General features: G+C 46.0%; 23 protein-coding genes and 1 rRNA gene. 18 read left to right on the top strand and 6 right to left on the bottom strand.

Translation table 11 applies throughout. From position 1 onward, the window contains the following. Positions 1-391: 391 nt before the first annotated feature. From rrf to HMPREF1139_RS08220, 11 genes are all read left to right on the top strand, one after another. Positions 392-510: ribosomal RNA gene (rrf, locus tag HMPREF1139_RS08270) — 5S ribosomal RNA — on the top strand. A 190-nt stretch (positions 511-700) separates the two neighbouring features. Beyond that, entirely contained in the window at positions 701-1,093 is a 393-nt protein-coding gene (locus HMPREF1139_RS12145) for a ComEA family DNA-binding protein (protein ID WP_156795001.1), read from the top strand. A 134-nt stretch (positions 1,094-1,227) separates the two neighbouring features. Then, positions 1,228-2,325, top strand: a complete 1,098-nt coding sequence (locus HMPREF1139_RS08260; protein ID WP_009650817.1) for a nicotinate phosphoribosyltransferase — start codon at positions 1,228-1,230, stop codon at positions 2,323-2,325. 646 nt (positions 2,326-2,971) lie between these two features. Continuing rightward, entirely contained in the window at positions 2,972-3,835 is an 864-nt protein-coding gene (locus HMPREF1139_RS08255; RefSeq protein ID WP_231931883.1) for a menaquinone biosynthesis family protein, read from the top strand. Beyond that, a complete protein-coding gene (fliQ, locus tag HMPREF1139_RS08250) occupies positions 3,832-4,101 on the top strand; it encodes a flagellar biosynthesis protein FliQ (protein ID WP_026175387.1) in 270 nt (89 codons plus the stop codon). Before HMPREF1139_RS08255 ends, fliQ begins: the two co-directional genes overlap by 4 nt. Then, positions 4,098-4,871, top strand: coding sequence for a UDP-N-acetylmuramate dehydrogenase (locus tag HMPREF1139_RS08245; protein WP_009650839.1), 774 nt, complete (start codon positions 4,098-4,100; stop codon positions 4,869-4,871). The genes fliQ and HMPREF1139_RS08245 overlap by 4 nt, the downstream gene beginning before the upstream one ends. Before the next feature lie 8 nt (positions 4,872-4,879). Then, positions 4,880-5,368, top strand: coding sequence for a hypothetical protein (locus HMPREF1139_RS08240; RefSeq protein ID WP_009650789.1), 489 nt, complete (start codon positions 4,880-4,882; stop codon positions 5,366-5,368). Positions 5,369-5,457: 89 nt separating this feature from the next. Next, positions 5,458-6,552 carry a recombinase RecA gene (gene recA, locus HMPREF1139_RS08235; RefSeq protein WP_009650896.1) on the top strand — a complete coding sequence of 365 codons (1,095 nt, stop codon included), beginning with the start codon at positions 5,458-5,460 and terminating at the stop codon, positions 6,550-6,552. Beyond that, positions 6,549-7,799 (top strand): phosphopyruvate hydratase, encoded by a 1,251-nt coding sequence (gene eno, locus HMPREF1139_RS08230; RefSeq protein WP_009650914.1) that lies wholly within the window; start codon positions 6,549-6,551, stop codon positions 7,797-7,799. Before recA ends, eno begins: the two co-directional genes overlap by 4 nt. After that, complete coding sequence (locus HMPREF1139_RS08225; RefSeq protein ID WP_009650923.1) at positions 7,796-8,074, top strand: hypothetical protein; 279 nt, start codon at positions 7,796-7,798, stop codon at positions 8,072-8,074. Before eno ends, HMPREF1139_RS08225 begins: the two co-directional genes overlap by 4 nt. A gap of 5 nt (positions 8,075-8,079) precedes the next feature. Beyond that, entirely contained in the window at positions 8,080-8,964 is an 885-nt protein-coding gene (locus HMPREF1139_RS08220) for a hypothetical protein (RefSeq protein ID WP_009650910.1), read from the top strand. A gap of 35 nt (positions 8,965-8,999) precedes the next feature. On the opposite strand, the gene HMPREF1139_RS08215 is transcribed toward HMPREF1139_RS08220, so the two are convergent. From HMPREF1139_RS08215 to HMPREF1139_RS08190, 6 genes are all read right to left on the bottom strand, one after another. After that, positions 9,000-10,133, bottom strand: coding sequence for a glycerate kinase family protein (locus tag HMPREF1139_RS08215; RefSeq protein ID WP_009650812.1), 1,134 nt, complete (start codon positions 10,131-10,133; stop codon positions 9,000-9,002). Next, entirely contained in the window at positions 10,130-11,518 is a 1,389-nt protein-coding gene (locus tag HMPREF1139_RS08210) for a GntP family permease (protein ID WP_009650932.1), read from the bottom strand. Before HMPREF1139_RS08210 ends, HMPREF1139_RS08215 begins: the two co-directional genes overlap by 4 nt. 251 nt (positions 11,519-11,769) lie before the next feature. Further along, complete coding sequence (locus tag HMPREF1139_RS08205; protein ID WP_009650888.1) at positions 11,770-12,783, bottom strand: phospholipase A; 1,014 nt, start codon at positions 12,781-12,783, stop codon at positions 11,770-11,772. After that, positions 12,780-13,379, bottom strand: a complete 600-nt coding sequence (locus HMPREF1139_RS08200; RefSeq protein ID WP_009650946.1) for a molybdenum cofactor guanylyltransferase — start codon at positions 13,377-13,379, stop codon at positions 12,780-12,782. Before HMPREF1139_RS08200 ends, HMPREF1139_RS08205 begins: the two co-directional genes overlap by 4 nt. Before the next feature lie 170 nt (positions 13,380-13,549). After that, positions 13,550-14,815, bottom strand: a complete 1,266-nt coding sequence (leuC, locus tag HMPREF1139_RS08195) for a 3-isopropylmalate dehydratase large subunit (RefSeq protein ID WP_009650853.1) — start codon at positions 14,813-14,815, stop codon at positions 13,550-13,552. A 366-nt stretch (positions 14,816-15,181) separates the two neighbouring features. Continuing rightward, positions 15,182-17,302, bottom strand: coding sequence for a TonB-dependent siderophore receptor (locus HMPREF1139_RS08190; protein ID WP_009650893.1), 2,121 nt, complete (start codon positions 17,300-17,302; stop codon positions 15,182-15,184). Positions 17,303-17,431: 129 nt separating this feature from the next. Between HMPREF1139_RS08190 and HMPREF1139_RS08185 the strand changes: the two genes are divergently transcribed. The 7 genes from HMPREF1139_RS08185 (at position 17,432) to HMPREF1139_RS08155 (ending at position 24,391) form a co-directional block, all read left to right on the top strand. Further along, positions 17,432-18,163, top strand: coding sequence for a thiazole biosynthesis protein ThiG (locus HMPREF1139_RS08185; RefSeq protein ID WP_009650833.1), 732 nt, complete (start codon positions 17,432-17,434; stop codon positions 18,161-18,163). After that, on the top strand, positions 18,163-18,372 hold the full coding sequence (locus tag HMPREF1139_RS08180) for a molybdopterin biosynthesis protein MoeB (RefSeq protein WP_169753901.1): 210 nt from the start codon (positions 18,163-18,165) through the stop codon (positions 18,370-18,372). The genes HMPREF1139_RS08185 and HMPREF1139_RS08180 overlap by 1 nt, the downstream gene beginning before the upstream one ends. A 136-nt stretch (positions 18,373-18,508) precedes the next feature. Further along, entirely contained in the window at positions 18,509-20,521 is a 2,013-nt protein-coding gene (locus HMPREF1139_RS08175; RefSeq protein ID WP_009650841.1) for a TonB-dependent receptor plug domain-containing protein, read from the top strand. Positions 20,522-20,612: 91 nt separating this feature from the next. Continuing rightward, positions 20,613-21,659, top strand: a complete 1,047-nt coding sequence (locus HMPREF1139_RS08170) for an ABC transporter substrate-binding protein (RefSeq protein WP_009650813.1) — start codon at positions 20,613-20,615, stop codon at positions 21,657-21,659. Continuing rightward, the gene (locus tag HMPREF1139_RS08165; protein WP_009650859.1) at positions 21,652-22,653 is read left to right on the top strand and encodes a FecCD family ABC transporter permease; all 1,002 of its coding nucleotides are present in this window, start codon (positions 21,652-21,654) and stop codon (positions 22,651-22,653) included. Before HMPREF1139_RS08170 ends, HMPREF1139_RS08165 begins: the two co-directional genes overlap by 8 nt. A gap of 3 nt (positions 22,654-22,656) precedes the next feature. Next, positions 22,657-23,394 carry an ABC transporter ATP-binding protein gene (locus HMPREF1139_RS08160; protein WP_009650797.1) on the top strand — a complete coding sequence of 246 codons (738 nt, stop codon included), beginning with the start codon at positions 22,657-22,659 and terminating at the stop codon, positions 23,392-23,394. A 202-nt stretch (positions 23,395-23,596) separates the two neighbouring features. Then, positions 23,597-24,391, top strand: coding sequence for a class I SAM-dependent methyltransferase (locus HMPREF1139_RS08155; RefSeq protein WP_009650773.1), 795 nt, complete (start codon positions 23,597-23,599; stop codon positions 24,389-24,391). The last annotated feature ends 51 nt before the right edge of the window (positions 24,392-24,442 follow it).

Genomic DNA, 24,442 nt, shown 5'->3' with positions numbered 1-24,442 from the left:
TTGTTTATTTCGTAAATCGCGGTCACTACCGATAAGGTAGCTCCCTTATTTACTCAATAAACGCCTCGTCTAGCATAAAACTACTCGTAAAATCATTTAGCATTAGAATTGATAAGATTTCTAATCTAAATTTATATCCCAAACAAGACCTTGTTTTTATCATTGAAACATCGCTTTGACTTTTAACAATAAAAGTAGTGTTAAATAAATAAATTGCGAAAACTTAAATTTAGGTTGAGCCTTAACATGACAAGGTGAAGTATTTTTTTGTTAGACGAGGCGAAATTTTACGAGGCAAGGGAGTTACCGTGTTGGTAATGACCGCAGCTGAGTAAAATTTTAACGAAGTATAGCAAAAAAAGACAAGCCGCTAATTTATTTATTTAACACTGCCCGTGGCTATACAGACGAGGAAACGCCTTGCTCCATCTCGAACCAAGAAGCTAAGCTCGTCATGGCTGATGATACTCTCCCTTACTGGGATGTCGGAAAAGTAGGTCGCTGCGGGCTTTGTTATTTATACTAAACTTTCTTTCATAAATAATAATCTTTAATAACTTGACTCAAATGATAAAACTATAAAAATTTGATCCATATAATATAAAAATACTCATAAAATATAAATTCGTTCTACCTTCTATATGTAAATTTATGATTGCTATGCTAAAATCACTCCTCAATTCAAATCAAAGGAACAAACATGAATAAGGTATTATTGTCATTGATAGCTACTGCTTCATTAGCATTGGCAGCTGTAAATTTAAACACTGCTACTAAAGAGGAGCTCATGAGCTTGGATGGTATAGGAAGCTCTAAGGCAGATGCCATAATAGAATATAGAAAGGCAAACAAATTTAACTCCATAGAAGATCTAAAGAAAGTAAATGGCATAGGCGACAAGACATATGAAAATTTAAAATCGGATATTTCTACCTCAGGAGATACGAGCATAAAAGAAAAAGCTAAAAAACAAAAAGATAAAGTAAAAGAGACCAAAGAAAAAATAAAAAGCAAAGCAGAAGATAAAAGTAAAGACATGAAAGAAGATACGAAGAGCAAGACTAAAAAGATGAAAGAGAAGATGATAGGGTAGTATAGAATAGATATAAAAGAGTAGTGAAATAGGGGGGGGGGAGGTTAAGTATATTTTAGGTATTTGTTAGTGAAAAAATTAGTGTAAGTGTTGTGTGTAAATCTAATAAAACAATCTATATAAAAGAAGCCATTATGCAAAATGAGATAGAGTTAAAAAAACAAGGGAAGATAAAGAGACTTACGAACCAAACATTCAGGCTAGATAGCAAAATAGCCGACGGCTTTTACACCGCCAAGTATTTTTTGAAAATAAATAAGATAATCAGCGAAAATTTACCAAACCAGCATGTCACTATGCAGTTTTTTCAGCGAAATGACAACATCATGTTGTGCGGCATAGATGAGGCCATCGTGGTTTTACATACATTTGCCAAGCACCCTGAAGAGCTTGAAATTTTCGCGTTAAACGACGGCGATATTATAAATGCAAACGAACCTGCGCTCAAGGTCAGCGGCAAATATGAAAATTTCGGCTTTTTAGAAAATATCATAGACGCCGTCCTTACTCGCAGGAGCTCGGTGGCTACAAACGTGCATGACATTTTAGCGGCCGCAGGCGATAAAGCCGTCTTTAGCATGGCCGATAGACAAGACGATATAGCGACGCAAATAGGCGACGGATACGCCACTTACGTTGCCGGCGTGAGCCGAGTCTCTACCGATGCGCAGGGACTTTGGTGGGGCGGTAAGGGCATGGGCACGATGCCTCACGCGCTTATTCAGATGTGCGGAGGCGACATCGTGAAGGCATGCGAGCTTTACGCAAAGACATTTCCCGATGAAAAGGTAACGGCACTGGTTGATTATAACAACGACGTGATAGTAGACGCGCTAAAAGCGGCAAGTGCACTTGGAGACAGGCTCGCAGCGGTCAGGGTCGATACGTCTAAAAATTTGATAGATAGATATTTTGAAGGCAAAGATACTGGCGGATTCGATCCACATGGAGTTTGCAAGGAGCTTATCTTTGCGCTACGTAAGGCGCTTGATGATAACGGTTTTAAGCATGTCAAGATCGTCGTTAGCTCGGGGTTCGATCCTAAAAAGATAGCCGAATTTGAGAGTCATGATACGCCGGTCGATATTTACGGGGTGGGAAGCTTTAGCGTCATAAACAACAGATGTGGCTTTACGGGCGATCTAGTCGAGCTAAACGGCAAGCAAGAGGCCAAGGTCGGGCGTAAAATTTTGCACTCTTCGAGGCTGGAAAAAGTAGAATTTAAGGGCTAAATTTAGCGGCTAAAGGGCGCGAGCAGGAATAGCTGAAATTTCAAATTCCGATGATTTTAGGAGACTCTTTTTAAAATTTAGGCTCTGTTTTGACAAAATATTGATTTTTAAATTTCAAGAGCAAGAGAATGCGAACAGCATCTATGTAAAAACCTTGCTAGCGAGCTTATCACCGCCGATTTTTTTGCTTCACTTCGTTTGCAGCTTTTCAAGACACTTCACTGTCACTCGTGACGAGACTGCCCTATGAGCAGAGAAGCCACAGGCTGAGCGCGGTCTGCTTACAGTTGCGAGTGCAAAGCACGAAGCAAAAAATCGTGCTAAGGCTTAGCTTCGCTCGCTATTCTCGCAAGCAGGGGAACGGCTACTCGCTCTGCACTTCTGCTAGCAGTCGTGAGTGCAACGAAACGAAAAATTAGGGAAGCCCGCAGGGCTGAGTAGTTTTTTGCGAAGCAAAAAGATTTCTTTGAAACGCTGTTCGCGCCTGCACTAGGTCACTCCTGGAGCTAACAGGGTTTTTCTACTTTGCTTTGCTCGCAGCTTTTTAAGACGCTTCACTTCGTTCGTAACTGCGAAGCAAAAACAGCCTTTTAAAAATAAAGCATTTTTGGGCTATAATCCCCCTAAAGGATGAAATTTGAAAAATATAAAGCATATAGATGTAGCCCATTCGCCCGATGCAGACGATATTTTCATGTATATGGCTATAAAATTTGGCTGGGTCGGCAGTAAAAATTTATCATTTACCAACACCGCTTTAGATATCCAGACGCTAAACGAAGAGGCGCTAAAAAGCACTTACACCGCCACTGCGATCAGCTTTGCGCTCTATCCGCTCATAAGCGATGACTACGCGCTTTTAAGGTGTGCCGTCAGCTTTGGAGAGGGCTACGGGCCAAAGCTCATCAAAAAAAGAGGCGTAAATTTAAAGCGAAATTTCAAGGTAGCACTCTCTGGCGCTCATACTACAAACGCCCTTCTTTTCCGCGCGGCATATCCCGAGGCGCGTATCGTTTATAAAAATTTCTTAGAGATCGAAAATGCCGTACTTAGCGGCGAGGTCGATGCCGGCGTGCTTATCCACGAGAGCATTTTAGGCTTTTCTAGCGAGCTCGAGGTAGAGCGCGAGATCTGGGACGTCTGGTGCGAGCTCGCGGGCGAAAATTTACCGCTTCCGCTTGGCGGTATGGCGCTTCGCCGTTCATTGCCGCTCACTGACGCTATAGAGTGCGAGCGAGTGCTGACAAAGGCCGTTGCTATCGCCACAGCGCACAAGCCGTTTTTATCGCACATGCTGATGGAGCGAAATTTGATCCGTATCGATAAAGAAAAGCTTAAAATTTACCTCAACTTATACGCTAATAAAGACTCGATCAGTATGAACGAGACGCAGCTAAAGGCCCTAAACAGGCTCTTTGAGATAGGCTACGATCAAGGCTTCTACCCACAGCCCATAGACGCGCACGACTACCTGATCCCGACTGAATACAACGACGCGAGGTTTAGCTGATGCAAAGTACGCTCGTCGCCCTTGGTATCGAGACGTTTAAGGTCGCGCTCTATCTTAGCCTGCCGATGCTTTTAAGCGGGCTCATCGCAGGCCTTATCATCTCGATATTTCAGGCTACCACGCAGATAAACGAGACTACGCTCAGCTTCGTGCCAAAGATCATCCTAGTCGTCGTCGTGATCATATTTTTGATGCCGTGGATGGTCTCGATGATGGTGGAATTCACCACGCGCATGATCGATTATATCCCGGAATTTATCCAGTGATCAAGAAGGTAGATTTTGCTAAATTCAGCTCTGTCAAGATCGGCGGCATACACGAGGTCTTGATCGTAAATTTCACCGATGAAAATTTTGATGACAGAGTGATCATAGGTGGCGGCAACAACATCCTCGTCTCGCCAAATCCGCCAAAACTAGCGATGCTGGGTGAAAATTTCGACTACATAAAAATAGACGGCGAATCTCTCGAGATCGGCGGCGCGACAAAGAGCGGCGCGATCTATAACTACGCAAAAAAGCACGATATAACGGGCTTTGAGATGTTGCGAAACATCCCGGGCACGCTTGGCGGGCTAGTCAAGATGAACGCCGGACTTTGCGGGCGCAGCATAAGCGACGCGCTCACGCATGTGCTCTTTAAAGACGGCTGGCGCGAGCGAGAGTGGATAAATTTCGCCTACCGCACGAGCGGTATAAAAGAGCCGATATTTGGGGCGAAATTTAAAATTTCACAAGGCTTTGACGCGCCGCTTGCGGATGAATTTGCCGCCAAACGCGCAAATCAGCCAAGTGGGGCCAGCTTTGGCAGCTGTTTCGTAAATCCCCCTGGTGATTTTGCCGGGCGGCTCATCGAGGCTGTCGGGCTAAAGGGATACGCGATAGGCGGGGCGAAATTTAGCGAAAAGCATGCAAATTTTTTGATAAATTTTGATCACGCGACCTTTGAGGATGCGACTGCATTGATAGGCCTCGCTCAAAAGCTCGTAAAAGCAGAATTTGGCACCCAGCTTAAAACCGAGGTCGTGATACTTTAAGGGGTAAGATGAAAGAGCTCATAAGTGAAATTTTAACGATGTCGGTAGTGTTTGCTTGCATAGGATTTTACGCGATCTGGCGCGCCAGAAAGGCTCAAAGTGAGCATGAAATCTCGCTGGTCGATCGTGATAAAAGCCTATTTGCCTTTGCGCGCGAATTTGACACGGAATTTGAGCCTGATATAGTAAATTTTAAGGATCTTTGCGACTATCTGGCGGGTAAAAATTTGATACTGAAATTTTCAAAGAAAATAAGCCAAAAGGCCTTTGTCGCGCTGATAAAAGAGCAAAATTTAAAGCAGCGCGTGACGGCTGGCGAGGAGGCTATCTCACAGGATTTCATAAGCCTTTGCGTGCGAAATTTAAACCCGCCTCTTGCGCTTGGATTTTACATCGCAGGTGATGAAATTTTCGCATTTTTATGCGAAGAAAAGAGGCTTTTTAGGCTCATAGATCTTGCTTCAAGGCTTGGCGAGAACATCATAATCTGCGATTAAATTTCACCTTTAGCCGTCAAAATCGTAAAATCAACAAAAATTCATCTGTTTTTGGATAAAATCAAGCCAAATTTATCACAAGGTAAAACATGGCAAAAGAAAAAGACAGTGACAAAAAACTAGTCCCTTTAGAGCTTGAGGCCGACAAGAAAAAGGCCATCGAGCTGGCTTTGAAGCAGATCGATAAAGCATTTGGCAAAGGCACGCTTTTAAGGCTTGGCGATAAACAAGTTGAGCCGATAGAGAGTATCCCCACAGGCTCGATAGGCCTTGATCTAGCGCTTGGTATAGGCGGCGTGCCAAAGGGCAGGATAATCGAAATTTACGGACCTGAGAGCTCGGGTAAAACAACGCTTACTTTGCATATCATCGCCGAGTGCCAAAAGGCCGGAGGGATCTGCGCGTTCGTCGATGCCGAGCACGCCCTTGATGTAAAATACGCTTCGAATTTAGGTGTGGATACGGACAATCTTTACGTCTCTCAGCCTGATTTTGGCGAGCAAGCTCTTGAGATCGTAGAGACCTTAGCTAGGACGGGAGCAGTCGATCTCATCGTAGTCGATAGCGTCGCCGCACTCACGCCAAAGAGCGAGGTGGAGGGCGACATGGGCGATCAGCATGTGGGGCTTCAGGCGCGTTTGATGAGTCAGGCGCTAAGAAAGCTCACCGGCATACTAAGCAAGATGAAAACTACGGTCATATTTATCAACCAGATCCGCATGAAGATCGGCATGATGGGTTATGGCACGCCTGAGACTACCACGGGCGGAAATGCACTGAAATTTTACTCCTCCGTTCGTATCGACGTGCGAAAGATCGCTACGTTAAAGCAAAACGAGGAGCCTATCGGCAACCGCACGAAAGCTAAAGTCGTCAAAAATAAGGTCGCGCCTCCGTTTAAGGTCGCAGAATTTGACATCATGTATGGCGAGGGCATCAGCCGCGAAGGCGAGATAGTAGACTACGGCGTCAAGCTCGATATCATCGATAAGAGCGGCGCGTGGTTTAGTTACAAGGCCGAAAAACTCGGGCAGGGCAGAGAGAACGCGAAAGCCTATCTAAAAGAGCATCCGCAAACAGCCGATGAGATCGTCGCCTCCATCAAGGGCTCGATGGGGATAGACCATCTGCTTAGTAGTGGCAAAGACGATGATGACGATAAACAAACAGGAGAGGAAGAATGATTTTTATTGAAGACGTTACGGCTCACGAGGTTTTAGACAGTAGAGGCAACCCGACCGTTCGCGCGAGTGTGACTCTCAGCGACGGTACGGTCGCAAGCGCGGTAGTGCCAAGCGGAGCCAGCACGGGCAAGCGCGAGGCGCTGGAGCTTCGCGATAAAGAAGCTAGATATGGTGGCAAGGGCGTATTAAAGGCCGTTGCAAACGTAAATGAGCGTATCGCGGAGGTCGTCATCGGGCTTGATGCGTTCAATCAAAAAGCCATCGACGATGAGATGCGCGAGCTAGACGGGACGGACAACTACTCGAATTTAGGCGCAAATGCCGTGCTTGGCGTGTCCATGGCCGCTGCACGCGCCGCTGCAAAGAGCCTAAATATCCCGCTTTACCGCTATCTTGGCGGTGCGAACGCCAGCATCTTGCCTGTGCCGATGTTTAACATCATAAATGGCGGCGCACATGCAAACAACAGCGTGGATTTTCAAGAGTTCATGATAATGCCTTTTGGATTTTCAAATTTCAGAGACGCACTCAGAGCGGCTACTGAAATTTACCATAAACTAAAAGCCATCTTAAACGCGGCAGGTCACAGCACGGCTGTGGGCGATGAGGGTGGATTTGCACCGAATTTAAAGGACAACGAAGAGCCGCTAAAGCTCATAATGCAAGCGATCAGCGAGGCCGGATATGAGGCTGGAAAGCAGATCAAGCTAGCCCTCGACGTGGCCTCGAGTGAGCTTTATAAAGACGGCGCTTACGAGCTTGAGGGCAAGAAATTTTCAAGCGAGCAGCTCATAGAGTATTACGCTAAGCTTTGTGAAAAATATCCGATATTTTCGATCGAGGACGGCCTTAGCGAAGATGACTGGGACGGCTGGGCGAAGCTAACGGCAAGGCTTGGAGATAAAATTCAGCTCGTAGGTGATGATTTGTTCGTCACAAACGAGAAAATTTTACGCGAAGGCATCCAAAAAAACATCGCAAACGCGATCCTCATCAAACCAAATCAGATCGGCTCCGTGACTCAGACGATGCAGACCGTGCGCCTAGCGCAAAGAAACGGATATCGCTGCATAATGAGCCACAGAAGCGGCGAGAGCGAGGACAGCTTTATAGCTGATTTTGCCGTAGCGCTAAATACCGGCGAGATCAAGACCGGTGCCACATCGCGTAGCGAGCGGAACGCGAAATACAACCGCTTGCTCGAGATCGAGCTTGAAAACGGCGAGTTTTTAGGAGATGATATTTGAGCGAAATTTTAAGAGAGTATGATAGGAAAGTCAAGAAATCATACCTTTTGAAATCATTTTTACGCCATATCATAGCCGTCATTTGCGTCATCGCATTTGGCATATATATCGGCAATATGATGTTTGGCAAGCGCTCTTTGGACGTGATGCTAAGCTTGCAGAGCAAAAAAGAGCGCCTCAGCGAGGATGTCGAAATTTTAAAAAAAGTAAATGCACAGCTTCAAAAAGAGTATTTCGAGCTAAAAGAGCTCGAGCCCGAATCCAATAAAAAGTAGAAACGATGAGAAAATTTTGGCTTTTGTTTTGTATGTCGGCGGCTATCTTGAGCGCGCGGGAGAATCCGTTTGTTCCTATCAGCGAGCTAAATACCAGCGTGATGACGACGAATATCGTCGAGCAGTATCCGGAATTTGACAGGCAAGATATAAAATTCCCCAGCGATATGAGCCTGCTTCTTGGCATCACGATAAGATACCGCGCAAACGACGGCAGCATAAAAGAAAAGGTCATCTCGGACATTAATAAGACCGTTGACTGGAAAAACGAATACGTCATCGAAAAGCTCAAAAATCCGGAGCCAATGGTCGCTAAAAAGCTCGATGTCTCGGTCACTATGCCAGAGCTCGCCCTGCCAAAAGTAGCGACGCCTGTTAAAATTTCAGACAAAAACGACACCAATTTAACCGCTAAAAAAGATATAAATAGGACCTTGTCGATGAGTGCGCCAAGCGTCGTCATGATAAATCTCGACACTCAAAAATCAAACGAAGTCGTAAAAGCTCAAAGCGCGCAAGAGCCCGCAAAAACGCCCATAGATGTAAAGATAACGCCTAACGTAAAGCCTAAGACAAATATCCACAGCTCATCAAAGATCGTAAATTTCATGAATTTCGTGAAATTTGACGCTAATGATGGCGAGCTCAAAATTTTGACGAAAAGCAAAAATATCAAGCATTTTGCGTATGAGGACAATAAAATCGTCATGGATTTTTCAAGGCCGCCAAGAAGCTTTAAAACCAGGGCTTTGAAATTTGAAAACGGCGTATTCAAGGGTGCGATCATCGGCTGGCACGATAGCTACTACCGCGTCGTAGTCATGCTCGATAAAAAGCGCAAATACAAACTAGAAGCTCTCAAAAACGGATACGAGCTTAGAGTGGAGTGAGCGCGTTTCGTTTACTGGCAAGCAAAATAGTCGCCTTAAAATCGGCTTTGATTTATCAAGAATAATCTCACGGCCTGATTTGCCGCCATTTTTAAATTTTTGATCGCGATATCTTTTCTCATAGCCTCTTCAAGGCTTATAGGCTCGTTTAGGATACAAAAAAATGCGTCTATGCCGCTTTTGTTGCACTCTTGCGCGCCCTCGCACACGCAGCCTGCTAGCGCGATGACCGGCTTTTTGTGCTTTTTAGCGAGCTTCGCTACTCCGGTCGGAGTCTTGCCCATAGAGCTTTGAAAGTCCATTTTGCCCTCGCCGGTTATGACTAGATCGGCTTTTTTTATTTCGTCTTCAAGCCCGATCTCATCGGTTATGATGTCGATGCCCGGCCTTAGCTTCGCGTTTAAAAAGCTTACAAAGCCAAACCCCAGCCCGCCTGCAGCGCCCGCACCTTTTAGCTTGTGATGTTCAGTGTCAAAGTGCGTTTTTACCGCATTTGCAAAGCTTTTTAGCCCGTCGTCGAGCTCCTTTACCATGCGGCCGTCAGCGCCTTTTTGCGGAGCATATACATAGGCTGCACCGTTTTTGCCAAAGAGAGGATTATCCACGTCACAGGCGATCAAAAATTCACACTGTTTTAGCTCTTTTAGTGAATTTTGAGTAGAAATTTTAGAAATTTTAGTTAAATTTTCGCCGATACCTGCCAGGATATCGCCGCTTTTATCGTAAAATTCAAACCCCAGAGCGCTTAGCATGCCAGTTCCTGCGTCGTTTGTAGCGCTACCTCCGATACCGATGATAAATTTCCTAGCGCCTTTACTTATGGCGTCTTTTATCAAAAGCCCAAAGCCATAGGTGCTGGTTTTTAGCGGGTTGCGCTGTTTTTCATTTATGAGCGTGAGCCCGGAAGCGCTAGCCATTTCCAGTATGGCTAGATCTTTTATGAGCGCGTATCTGGCTAAAATTTTGACCCCTAAAGGATCTTGAGTGATAGCGTCGATATAGGTAGCCCCCAGTGCGTCGGCTAGCGCCTCCACGCTACCCTCTCCGCCGTCAGCGATGGGCTTTACGACGACATCGCAAAGCCCTTTTAGTCCATCTTTGACGGCTAAGCCCGCCTCGAGCGAGCTTAGAGAACCTTTAAAAGAATCAATGGCTACCAAAATTTTCATAATAGCACCAACGACAATACATAAACGCTTAGCATGCCTACGATGCCCATGATGAAAGTCAGCATGGTCTGCGTACGGTAGCCTTGCTGAGCCGTCATCTTGCTAAAATTCGTAACGACCCAGAAGTAGCTGTCGTTTGCATGCGATACGCACATGGCGCCGGCGGCTATAGCCATGACGCAAAGTGCCGCCGCCATCTCGCTGGTGAGGCCAAGTGCCATCATCAGCGTCTCCTCTTGCCCCGGCGAAACGGTGAAGGCGCCCATGATGGATGCGGTCGTGATGATAGCCACGGTCGAGCTTCCCTGCGCTGTTTTGATGATGGCCGAGATGATGAACGGAAAGAAAATTCCAGCCGCTTTGATGACCTCTGCGTTTTGTTTGATGAACTCGACAAATCCTGCCGCTGTTATGACCTTGCCCAAAACGCCGCCCGCAGCTGTGATAAAGAGGATAGGTCCTACGATCTTTAGCGACTCGTTCGTCATGTCGCTAAATTTCGCGAGCTTGTTGGTCTCAGCCAGCAAGAAAACGGCAAATACCACGCCTATGGCAAGGGCGATGATAGGGTTGCCCAAAAAGCCAAGCAATGTCCCTAAAATGCCGCCGATCTTTAGGATCGCACTTATAGAGCCAAGCGCCATGAATATGATCGGCATGATGATAGGAGCGATGCTTAAAAAGCCGCCCGGGAGCTTGCCGTATTGTTTTAAAAGATCGTCATAGCTTTTTGTTATCACGTCGTTAGCTTCGCTGTCACTTATCGTGACCTCTTGACCGATCTTTTTAGCGAAAAAATACACCGCAACGAGCACCGGCAAGGAGACCACGACGCCCATCATTATGACAAGCAGTAAATTCTCGCCAAGCCCGAGCGCTCCGGCTGCGGCGATAGGTCCGGGAGTCGGCGGAATAAATACGTGTGAGGCGTAAAGTCCGCCGCTAAGAGCGACCGCCATGCCGACCGGGCTGGCTGAAATTTTCTTATAAAGCGCCTCTCTGATCGGGTTTAGCACGACAAAGCCGCTATCGCAAAAGACTGGGATACCGACGATCCAGCCCATGATGAGCATAGCAAGCTCGGGACGCCTTTGTCCTACGAGATTTACGACCATATCGGCTAGTTTCAAGGCTGCGCCCGTTTTTTCCAGCACCGTTCCAATCAGCGCGCCAAAGATGATGACGATACCGATACTCTTAAACGTACCGCTAAAGCCGTCGCCTATGATGCCCGGGATCTTGCCCAGATCGATGCCAGCGACGATAGCCAGTAGTAAGGATATGATCATTAACGCCAAGAAAGGATGGACTTTAAGCTTTGAGATCATCCATATCATCACGGCTATGGCGATCGCGAAGCTTATGATTAAGAAAACTCCGTTCATAAAAGCTCCTTGAATTAAAGTGTCAATAGGGTTATATTAGCAAATTTTTCTTATGAAATTTATAAAAATACTTAAATCTTAATATTAAAATTTTTTGCAAGTTTTCGCGCCGCCAAAGGCTCGTTTTTACTTGGTTTTACATTTTTAGACAGCTAAATTGAGACGATCGATATCTATGATAAAGGCTGAATTTAGCGCGCTTCATCAGTTAAATTTAGCCTTTTTATACTCAAATGATATGCTAAATTTCATCATTTAAGCAGCGTAAAGCCGATGCCGATCTTGTTGGTGTGTCTGTTGTAGTCGATCAAGCTCTCGTCATATCCGTTAAAATACTGCAAATATCCGTAAAGACCGCTTGAAAGTATCGGGAATAGCCAGCTAAACTCGGCTGCACCGCGGTTTGTTTTATCAAATTGCAGGTTGTTTCGCACCATTAGATTAAATATCTGCTCTTTATAGGTAAAAGCTATGTTTATATCGGCTCTGCCGGCGTAGTTTTCTATATTTTTGTTGTCGCTCTTATCGTCTATGACGGTCCATATCCTAGGCGTCAGGCTTAGGTTCGCAAAGTCGAATTTAGCCTGCAAATAAAGCCTGTTCCAGCTACGCGAATTTTCACCGTCACGGCCGTTTGACTCGTGTAAAATTCCGCCTCTTACATTGCTGATATGAGCGGCTTTCAGGCTATCTTTGGTGTCAAAATCGATAAAAATTTCAGGTCGGTAGTTCGTCTCTCGAAACGGCGCAGATATCTTGTCCGTCTGCCACCACGACGTCTGCGAATACGCTATGCCGATGCTCTCTTTAAGCCCCCAAACATCGTAAAAAAGAGGTTTTTGCACGCTGAACTGAAATTTCGTCTCAAACCTCTTTCGTCCGTCGTTTGGCACGTTTTTAGCGTAGGTCGCGGGCAAGAGGTAGTTGAAATGATAAAGCTTGATGCCAAGCGGATCGCTCGCTACCTTTTCTAAATTCGACTCGCTTTTGTTGCTGCTTGGCTCTGGCTTTGCAGGGTAGTTCGCCTGGATCGGCGAACCTTGTGAAATTTCGTTTTCTAAATTTTGCGTAAGGGCGGCGTCATTTTGCTCCATGGCGGCCTTGGCGGCTTCTTTGTAAAATTTCATCGCTCCTGCCGTATCACCGGCACTTTCTAGCTGTTGCGCTTTTTTAAAAAGCTCGCTCGCACCTCCAAATAGATCGAGGCTAAAAAATACGACGAAAATGGCGGTCTTGATGGCGTTATTTTTATTTATATTTTTCATTGGCGGCTCATTTTCAGCGCGAGCTCGTATTGCTTGGGGTCGTTGATGTTGAAAAACTCTTTTGAGCCCTTGAAACCAACCTCCTTGCACCTACAAAGGCTACGTAAAATTCCGATCTTATTTTCATTTTTTTCATAAAGCTCCTTTGCTTTTTGGGCTAAATTTGCGCTGAAAAATCCGCATAAAGAGTGCGTGAATTCGCCGTCTTTTGGCACGACCATATCAAATTCGCCCGTAAATTTAAAGAGCTCTTTTATCGTGCGTTCGCTAAGAAATGGCATGTCGGCCGGGATTATGAAAACGTGCTCGTCTTTGAAATTTAAAAGTATGCTGTAAAGTGCCAGCATCGGTGAAAATTCGGCTTCTTTCAGATCTTTTATCAGCCTAAGCGGAGGGTTAAATTTATCAAACTTGGAGCTTACAAAAACACGCTCAAAAATTTGCGCGAATTTATGCACCTGAAAATGCGTGAGCGTCGCAAACCCGCCAAAGGGCAGCAGCGTCTTATCCTGCCCCATACGCGAGCTTTTGCCCCCGGCGAGGATCACGCAGGTTTTCATTTTTGCCAGATCTTCGCTCTTGTTTTCACTTTTCATAAGGCTAAATTTGGCAAATTTTAGCTTTTATTTGGCTAAAATCAACGATCGAGCCCGCTCGTAAAATGAGTGGTAATGGTGGTTTTGAAAGGATTAAAGTGGCGGCAATATCGTCTTTCTTGGATATTGTTTACCACTAGACGATAAGCCGTGCCCGCCCTTGTGTTAAATTACAGCTCCCTTGGATCGGCGATCTTGCCTGCGATCGCGCTTGCTGCGGCAACGGCGGAGTTTGCCAGATACACTTCGCTAGTGCGATCTCCCATGCGCCCGACGAAATTTCTATTCGTCGTACTGACACAGCGCTCGCCAGCCCCCAAAATGCCCATATATCCGCCCAGACACGCGCCACACGTCGGGTTGCTCACCACCGCGCCCGCCTCGACGAAAATATCCATCAGTCCCTCTTTTTGCGCAGCGAGAGCGATCTTTTGCGTCGCCGGCGTGATGATGAGGCGGGTCTTGCGTGAGACTTTGCGCCCTTTTAAAATTTCAGCCGCGATGCGCAGGTCGCTTAGGCGTCCGTTCGTGCATGAGCCGATGAAGGCCTGATCTATCGCGATGTCGTCTTTCACGGCTTCGCGTACGCTTTTGCCGTTGCTTGGCAAAAATGGATACGCGATCACGGGGTCAAGCTTGTCCGCGTCGATTTCCAGCACGCGCTCGTAGCCAGCACCCTCGTCGGAGTAGAAAAATTTCGGCTCGGCGCGTAAATTTTTACCTTTTAAAAATTCCCTCGTCGTCTCATCGACCGCGATGATACCGCTCTTGCCGCCCGCTTCGATCGCCATGTTACACATCGAAAATCGCCCGTCCATATCAAGCGCGTCGATCGTCTCGCCGCAAAACTCCAAAGCCTTGTAGCGCGCGCCATCGACGCCGATTTGGCGGATGATTTCTAGGATGAGATCTTTACCATAGACGTGGCGACCGAGCTTGCCACGAAAGACGACCTTGATCGTAGGCGGCACTTTAAACCAGTTTTTGCCCGTTATCATCGCGTAGGCCAGGTCGGTGCTACCCATGCCCGTGCTAAAAGCCCCGAGCGCGCCGTGCGTACAGGTATGGCTGTCCGCGCCGATGATGACATCGCCCGGCACGACGAGCCCTTTTTCAGGTAGCAACGCATGCTCGATGCCCATATCTTTTTCGTCGAAGAAGTATTTCAGGTCGTGTTTGTAGGCAAAGTCGCGTGAAATTTTGGCTTGATTCGCGCTTAAAATATCCTTTGCCGGGATGTAGTGATCCATCACGATGCAAAAGCCCTCGGGATTGGCGAGCTTCGTCGCGCCGCTTCGCTCGAACTGCTTGATGGAGATAGGCGTCGTGATATCGTTGCCGATGACCATATCGATGCCGCTTTCGATGATCTCGTTTGCGAAGACCTCGCGCCCTACGTGGTCGGAAAAAATCTTTTCCGTGATGGTTTGGTGCATTTTTTTGTCCTTAGTTTATTTTTATTATAAAAAATTAAGATCCGTTTTAACAAAGTATTTGTTTTTAAAATTTTAAATATTCTGGCAAAGTCAAATCTTATAAAGCGACGCTATCGCCGCCGATTTTCAAGGAAGCCGTAAGGCTGACTGCGAAAATCGTGCTATACGTTCGGCGCCTTGCGGAGCGAATAAGATTTGCGGAGCATTAATTTAGCGCATCAATACTTTGTTAAAATAGATCCAAAAAAATTAGAAAAAACTTAAATTTCCGCGATTTTATCAAAAAATATATAAATTTTTCATTGATTTTGATAAATGTAGCGCCAAGCTAAGAGTAAATTTAAAGGAGCGAGCGCCCCTTTAAATTTAAAATTTCACCGTTGCCGTCAGCATAAACTGGCGTGCGTATCCTGGCTGGATCGGGATGATGTTTGCCGTCGTGCCAGTTGATGATGATGTGTAGTAAAGCTTGTCGGTCAGGTTTTTGACGTTAAATGCGAAATTTGTCTCTAAGCCAGCGATTTTTGTGTCGTAGCTGATAAATGCGTCATAAACGACCGCGTCAGGCATCTTAAACGCTGTTCCTGCTGGCACATTGGCTAAATTTGTGCGCATGTAGTAGGTGTACCACGAGCCAAAATATCGCGCTCCGCCGCCCACTCTAAGCCCCTTTACGCCAAGGTGACTAAAATCATAGTTCGCAAAAAGGCTTGCTTGATGCTTTGGCGTGGCTTCGAGCGGTTTGCCCACTAGCACGGCAAATGCGCCGCTATCCTGCCTGACTTCGGTCTTTGTGTAGGCGTAGCTTGCGCCAAGAGTTAGCCCTTGCGTGACGCGTCCGTTGAAGTCAAATTCAAAGCCTTTGGAGCGAGCCTTGCCAACTGGCGTAGAGACGCTATTTACGGTGCGCATGATGTTTTTCTTGTCGATGTTGTAGATCGCTGCACTCGCTGTTATGTTATCGTTTTGAAATTTCGTTCCAAACTCGATACTCTTGCCCTCTTCTGGTTTTATGTCGCCGATGTCATCGCCACTGATAGCCATTTGCGGCTGGAAGCTTTGCGCGTAGTTCGTGTAGATCGACCACTCAGGCGTGAGCAGGTATAAAAGCCCAGTCTGCCACGTAAATTTGCCGTCTTTTTGATCGGTCGTTGGCTTGCCTGTGGTCGTTCCGCGCGCGAGCTGGTCGTAGTATTCGTATCTTAGTCCGATAGAGTAGATGAGATTTTCGGTCAAATTTATACTATCTTGCGCGTAAGCACCGATCGTTTTTAGCTTTTGATATTGGATGCTTGATTGTCTGGCTGTTGGCAAGCCCACTCTGCCATAGATCGGGTGAAAGATATTAATATCAAACTGCCTGCCCGTGGCTTGTAAGCCGCCCGGTCGGTAGCGGTAGTATTCCTTCGCGTCAAGCCCAAATAATAAATTGTGCTCGATTTCGCCGGTTTTAACATAGCCGTTTAAATTTAAGCTGCCCGCGTGCGTGCGGTGGATGAAGCCGTCGTAGTATTCGTTACGCCTAGTCGCGATGCCCGTGGTTAAATTTACATTCATTAATCGGATGTGTCCGTATTCGTGCTTTGTGCGTGAGAAGGCGTAAGCACCGCGCAAAAGCCAGTCCTCGCCGATATTTTTCTCAAAATTTACATCGACGGTGTCGAGAGTTGTTTTTAGCTTATTAAACGGCTCGTCAAGGCGCACCTTTTTGCCGATCGGCAACAGCTGCCCAGTGGCTGGGATGAGATACATACCGCGGTCGATCGGGTCAGTCGAACGCGTGTGCGTGTAGGCGAAATTTATGCGGTAGTCATCGCCTTTATACGAGAGCGACGGGGCGAATAGATAGTTTTTATAATCGCCAAATTCGCGCCAGTAGTCCTTTTGCATCGCGTCAAATATAAATCTATACGCAAAGCCGCTCTCGCCGATCGGCCCTGTCGTGTCAAAGCCCGCGTTCCAGTAGTTGCGGTTGCCCACGCCTGCCCAAATTTCATTTGCGAATTCATATTTTGGCTTTTTAGTTACCATATTTATGATACCACCCGGCTCTTGCGCGCCGTAAAGTAGGCTCGCTGGTCCTTTTAGCACTTCCACGCTTTCGACGCTTTTATTAAAGCTGTGCATCACGGTCGCTGGCACGCCGTTTCGCATGATCGAGCCGTCTCTACCGCCACCAAAGCCGCGCTTTATGATCGCGTCAAATATGCCGCCCGTGGTGTTTCCGTAGCTGATACCACTCACGTTTTGTAGGCTTTCTGCCAGCGTCTCAGGCTTTTTGTCCTTTAACTGTTGCTGGGTCACGACATTGACAGTTTGTGGGATCTCTAAAATAGGCGTCGTCGTCTTTCCGACCTCGCTCGTCTTCGCGCGGTAGCCATCATCCGCACTCTCCGTGACCTCCACGCCTTCAAGTTTCACGTCTGCGGCGTAAATTTGCGTCAAAAGTAACACCGAAGCTGCTAAACTTATGTTTATTTTATTCATTTTTTCACCTTAAATCTTAAAAATGGTTATCATTATATTATTTTTAAATTTAAAATTATATAAATGATATTTATGCGTTATTTTATATTTTATGAAATATAATTATTTATATTTGGTACAAGGACAAAAATGCGTGAGGAGATATACGTTTGTATCGATGATACAGATGAGATCGGATATCCAAGATCAACAGGTATGCTGGCTCAAAATATAGTAAAATTTATAGATGAAAATTTTGCACCTTGCTCCTTTATCAGCCGTCATCAGCTGTTGCTTGACGAGCGCATAAACTACACCTCACACAACAGCTCTATGTGCTTTAGCACGGTGCTGAGTCATATTGAGCGAGATGAGGTCGTTAGATTCATACAAGAATTTTTACTCGCCAAAAGCGCTCCTAGTGCCGAGCCTGGCATTGCAGTGGCGTTTAAAAGCGATATCGCCGATATTTCGGGGCTGATAAATTTTGGCTACTGCGCCAAAAGCGAATATTTAGACAAAAGCGAAGCCTACTCGCAAGCAAAAAGGCAAAATGTCTATCTAAAAGGGCTCAAAAATGGTGGACGCGGCGTCATTGGAGCGCTGGCGGGACTGGGGCTCAGACTAGGCGGCAACGACGGTAAAGTAAGAGGCTGCATAAAGATGACGCAAGATGAGATGAGGGCCGCAGAGTTCTTAAATCTAGGCTATGTAAGTGAAATTTTGGATGAAAATTTTAATAAGATAAAAAACGACGAAACGATCGTTTTTGGGCGGAATTTAAAGCTTGTGATCAAAAATTCCATACCCGTTTTGCTGGTCAAAAAAGATAGAGACGGTAGATTTAGAAGTCTTGATGTAGAGGAGCTACGGGGGTTTTGATGGGTGAGAATTTCGATGCGAGCGGCACTTTTTTATACGGGAAATTTGCATACGAAGATGCTAAATTTTCTGCTTTAAATTGTAAATTTTTCATGCTTGATAGCGACGAAGACGAGCTTGTTTGTGATTATGAGATCAGCTGCTATAACTGCTTATTTAGGCGATGGAGCGAGCAAAGCTTTGAGTGCTTGAAATATGAAAATTTATAAAATATTTCCTAACGATTTAACTTTAAGTGTAGTTTAAATATTTCTCAATTAAAATTATTTTCTTATATAGATATAAAAGTATAGCGCTTAACGGCGTTTATAAACAATATAAAAAATAAACTTTAAAGGGGAATTCATGAAAAAGTCGCTTTTAATGGCATGTAGTGCGGCTCTGGCGCTTCACGCACAAGTTTTCCAGCTAGGAGAGGTCGAGATAATCGCAAACAAAGACGGCAGCAAGAGTAGCGATAACAACGTCGCCGTCATCACGCAAGAAGATATGCAAAGAAACGAGATAAAGCGCCTATCCGAGGTCGCGCAGATGACGCCTGGCGTGTATGTGGATAAAAAAGGCCCGCGTGTCGAGCAAAATTTCTACGTTCGCGGTTTTGACGCGCGCCGAGTGCCGCTTTTTATCGATGGTATCCCCGTTTATATCCCGTATGATGGTAACGTAGACTTTGGGCGATTTACGACGTTTGATCTAAGTCGTATAGATATCTCAAAGGGCTCAAGTTCTGTGCTTTACGGCATGAATACTATGGGCGGAGCGATAAATTTGATCACCAAAAAACCGACAAAAGAGCTTGAGGGTAGCATAGGATATGGCTTTGAGACGGGTAAAAATGCTAAAACTTACGGTAACAACATAGACTTTAACATCGGCAGTAAGCAAGAGCTATTTTACGTGCAGGCTGGAGGCAGCTATATGGAGGACATGGGACAGCAGCTCTCGCATAAATTTACGACTGACGTAAATAAAAACGAAGACGGCGGTAGGCGCGAAAATTCAGTCCAAAGAGATAAGAAATTTAACATCAAATTTGGCTTCACTCCAAACGATACCGACGAATACGCCATCAGCTACATCAATCAAAAAGGCGAAAAAGAGCAGCCGTATTATGTTGGCAGATATCGAAATTTTTCTAACTGGGATAGGTATTGGGACTGGCCAAAATGGGATAGAGAGAGCCTTTATTTTTTGTCGCATACTGATTTTGGCGCTGTATATCTAAATACAAAAATTTTTCACGATACATTTAAAAACGGTTTACATGACTTCGCAAATAAGGAAAAAACCATAAAAGGTAATCCAAATAGTAATTATAAAGATACGGCATATGGTTTTGGCGTGGAAGTCGGAGGTGATATAGGAGATAATGATACTTTGAAATTTGCTACTAATTATAAGCACGATAAACATAAAGGTGCAAATGATGGAGACCCGGATGAGATAATGAAAGATAAGTCATACTCCTTTGGTCTTGAAAATACATATAGATTTAGCGATATGACAAGGCTCATAGCTGGTGTCAGCTATGATGTGAGGGATCCTCGAACAGCCAGAATTTATACTGAACCATTAACCGGTGGCGGAAAGCAGCTAAAGTATTTTGATGATGACATCAAAAAAGAGCATGCATTTAACTATCAAGCTGCTATAAAACACAGTTTTGATGGCAATGATGAATTAAGCGTGAGCTATGCGAAGAAGACTTATTTTCCAAGCATGAAAGATAGATATAGTGAAAGATTTAGAAGATTTGTTCCAAATCCAGCTTTAAAACCAGAGATAGCACATCATTATGAGCTTGGCTATCAAAGGACGTTTGGAGATATACTAAGGCTTGAAAGTGCGGTATTTTATTCAAAAGTCAAAGATGCCATAGGTAATGTAGATGTAAGATATGGTAATAGGACTTTGCAGCAATCTCAGAACGTAGATACCTCCGAATATAAAGGCTTTGAATTCGGTGCGGCGTATTTTGCCACTAAAAATATAGAGCTTGGTGGAAATTACTCATATATAAATGCAAAATATAAGAGTAAGGATGAACGAATTTATGATTTGCCAAAACATAAAGGCTTTATTTATGCAGATTTTAAGATTATTCCTAAATTTAGCATTTATGCATCACAAGAGCTTGCTTCAAGCAGGTGGTCTAGAGTGCCTACTAGTAGGACGACACATATAGATCATATAACATCTGGCTTTGGCGTGACAAATCTTAAATTTACCTACAAACCGACCGAAAATTTAAGCATCGACGCTGGCATTTCAAATCTATTTGATAGAAATTATGAGTACCGAGAGGGCTACCCGGAAGAGGGTCGAGTATTTTTCTCGAACATTCGATATAAATTCTAATATTTAGGCAAATTTGGGTAATATAGCAATACCTAAATTTGCCGCTTCTTTCAAGCTTAGCAAAATATCCCAAAATAATAACGGAGCTAAAATGCTTAAAAAATTTATACTTTGTCTTTTGAGCTGCGTCTACCTTACATTTGGCATGAGCGAAGCTGAAATTTCAAAATTCATTCAGGAAAACAGCAGCGATTTTGCCGCACTAAAAGGCGTACCAAGCCGCGTGTATGCGAGCTCGCCGCCGCTTCTTTACATCCTTTATGCGCTCGCTCCCGAAAAGATCAGCGGCGTAAATTTCGAGTGGAACGACTACGAGCGACCATACATCAAGCAAAATGTGCGTGAGCAGCCCGTCGTGGGCGGCTTTTTCGGGCAGGGCAAGATACCAAACGTCGAGATGCTTTTGCGCCTCGACCCCGAGCTCATCCTAGTAAATTTAAGCTCCAAAAACACGAAAAAAATGAGCGAAGTTTTTGGCTCGATAAAAAAACCGATGCTTTATCTAAACGCCTTGCGACTGGAAGATTATCTGCAAAGTTTTGAGGTTTTGGGCAAAATTTTAGGCAAAGAAGCGCGCGCAAACGAGCTAATAAAATACGCGCAAAGCTCGCTAAATTTAAGCGGCAAAGTGGAAAGCTATATCAAAAATAGCGGCGCAAAACGCGTGCGGATCTACTACGCACAAGGCTCTGACGGGCTATCGACCGAGTGCGCTGGCTCGTGGCATGCGACCCTCATCGAGCGAAGCGGCGCGCGAAACGTGCATACGTGCAGCGAAGACCCCAATGCCAAGGCATTCGGGCGCGTGAAAATCAGCTTCGAGCAGCTCGTTAAATACGATCCCGACATCGTTCTCATCTATGAAAAAGAGCTTTTTGATAAAATTTACGCCGACCCCAAATGGCAGCTATTAAGCGCAGTCAAAAATAAAAAGGCGTTTTATATCCCGCGCGAGCCATTTTCGTGGTTTGACCGCCCGCCTTCGTTCATGCGCTTTTTGGGGCTAAAATGGCTCATAAATTTGACCTATCCCGAGGCGTTTAAATTTGATATGGTAAAAGAAACTCGCGAATTTTACAAGCTGTTTTTGGACATTGACCTTGACGAAAACGCTGCGAAAAAGATACTTGGTGAGTAAAAATTCCTTTTTATTTTTGCTATTTTTGCTCGCTCTTTGCGTCTTTGGCTCGCTGCTGCTCGGTAAATACGGCTTCACTGCGCGCGACTATATCGACTACTTCGGCGCCGCAGTGCGCGGGCAAAATTTGGACGCCTACAAGATCATCCACACGCTCGTGATGGAGATTCGCCTACCGCGCATCATCGCCTGCGTGCTCATCGGCGCGTCGCTTGCCATCTCGGGCGCGGCGTATCAGGCGATGTTTGTGAATCCTCTCGTCTCGCCCTCGATCCTTGGCGTGCTATCAGGTGCCGGCTTTGGCGCGGCGGTCGGGATGTTTTTCGGGTTAAACGAGACGCTCATCCAGCTTAGCACCTTTGCGTTTGGCTTTGCGGCGGTCGTTTGCGCGCTTGCGGTCTCGGCACTTTACTCGCGCAGCGGCAGCGTCATCGTGCTGGTTCTTGGCGGCGTTATCAGCGGCTCGCTTTTTACCTCGCTGCTTTCCGTGCTAAAATACGCCGCCGACCCCAATGACACGCTGCCCGCGATCACATATTTTTTGATGGGAAGCCTTGGCTTTGCCTCAAAGAGCTTTTTGCAGATCTCGATTCTACCGATGTTGGCGGGCATTTTGCTGCTGGCACTTAGCGGCAAATACCTAAACGCACTAAGCCTTGGCGAGGAGGAGGCCAAAAGCCTGGGCGTGGACGTGCGGCGAGTCAAAATTTTTGTCATCTTGACGGCTACATTTGTGAGCGCACTAAGCGTGACGATCGCGGGCATTATTGGCTGGATCGGGCTTATCGTGCCGCACATAGCGCGCTTTGCTTACGGAGCGGACAACCGCGCCGTGCTCGTTAGCTCGGCGATGATCGGCGCGATATTTTTGCTGTTTTGCGACAACTTTTCGCGGCTCATTTTTACCTTTGAAATTCCGATCGGTATCGTCACTTCGCTTTTTGGAATTCCGATGTTTATCGTAGTGCTTCGCCGCGCAAAGAAGGGTTTTTAACGTATGCTGATCGAAGTTAAGAATTTACGCTTTGCATACAAAAAGCGCGTGGTGCTGGACGGTATCGGCTTTGGACTGGGGCGGGGTGATACGCTAAGCATTTTGGGCGCAAACGGTAGCGGCAAAAGCACGCTGCTTCGCATAATGCTTGGCTTTTTGAGATTTGAGGGCGAAGTCAAGATCCTGGGCAAGGACGTGCGCACATACGCTAAAAACGAGCTTGCTAGTGTGGTCGCCTACATCCCGCAGACGCACGAGCCCTCATACGACTACACCGTGTTTGACGTGGTGCTGATGGGCGCGCTTTGCAGGACGCCGCTGTTTTCGAATTTTAGCGCGGCGGACAAGGCTCTAGCGGAGGAGGCGCTGGCAAAAATGGGCATCGCACGCCTAAAAAACGAGCCATATACGCGCGTGAGCGGCGGCGAGCGGCAGCTTGCCTACATCGCGCGCACGCTGGTGCAGGGCGCAAAGATCATCTTTATGGACGAGCCCACGAACGGGCTTGACTTTGGCAATCAAATCAGACTGCTTGAAATGATCCGCTCGCTAGCGGACGAGGGCTATACGATCGTGCAGACGACGCACTATCCGCGCCACGCGAGGTTCGTGTCAAATTTGGTGATGTTTTTGAAGGAGGGTAAAATTTTGGATTTTGGCGAGAGCGAACGGCTCATAAATGCCGAAAATATCGATAAGATTTATGGGATAAAATACGAAAAATACGAAGATAAATTATGAGTGCGGCTCGTCTCGCGAGCGTCTTAAAATGAACTCGTAAAAATCACGCTGCGACAGGCTATTTGCCTAGCCTTGCTTATTTTTACTTCGTAACATTTTAATCCATCTCGCGATACTTCGCCGTCTGTCTTGGCGCGGCTTGTAAAATTTCGTGGCGTTTTGCTCGCAACCGCCTCGCCTGAAATCAAAAAAAGGAAAAACCATGATCTTAAAATCAAACTTCGACGAGATCGATTTTAACGAGCTTTATAAAGCCCAGCGCGCAAGAAGCTCGTTTGGCGCAAAGACCAAGACCGACTGGGACGCAAAGGCGGCTAAATTTAACGACGGCATCCTACAAAGCGACTACATCAAGGAATTTTTAAGCCGTGTTGATTTTACGGGCGTGCGCTCTGTGCTTGACTTTGCGTGCGGGCCTGGCGGGCTTAGCTGTCTTGCCGCACAAAGGGTGCAGCGCGTAGTGGCGTGCGATTTTTCGCAGCAGATGCTAAAATTTGTCCGCGAAAATGCCGCAGATCTGGGGCTTACGAACGTAACGACGCTACAAAGATCCTTTGATGATGATTGGAGCGACATCGAGCCAGCCGACGTCGTCTTTGCCTCGCGCTGCCTTGAAGTGAGCGACATACGCGCCACGCTGGCTAGGCTCATCTCAAAGGCAAACCGCGCGCTTTATCTCACGTTTAAAGTGGGCGGGACATTCGTAGATAGCGAGCTTCTAGACGTCATAGAACGAGACGTCGCGCCGCGTCCGGACTTTATCTACGTTATAAATGTTCTGGTTCAAATGGGCTATCATCCAGAAATAAGCTATATAAATAGCTGCTGCCGTGAGAGCGTACAGAGTGCCGAGGAGCTGATAAAAAAGGTCGAATGGGGACTGCACGATACGCTAAATGACGCTGAAAAAACGCGGCTTAAACGGTATTTTGAGCACGGTGACAAAACTCACAAAAACGTGATGAACTGGGCGTTTATGAAGGTAAATACGATCTAGTGCGCCTTTTTTGGTATGATTTTTGCTCCGTGTATCTAAAACGGCACTAAA

It is taken from the genome of Campylobacter sp. FOBRC14, from assembly GCF_000287855.1.
Taxonomy (GTDB): domain Bacteria; phylum Campylobacterota; class Campylobacteria; order Campylobacterales; family Campylobacteraceae; genus Campylobacter_A; species Campylobacter_A curvus.
Note: the sequence above shows the minus strand (reverse complement) of the source record. Positions and strands in the feature narration are given on the sequence as shown.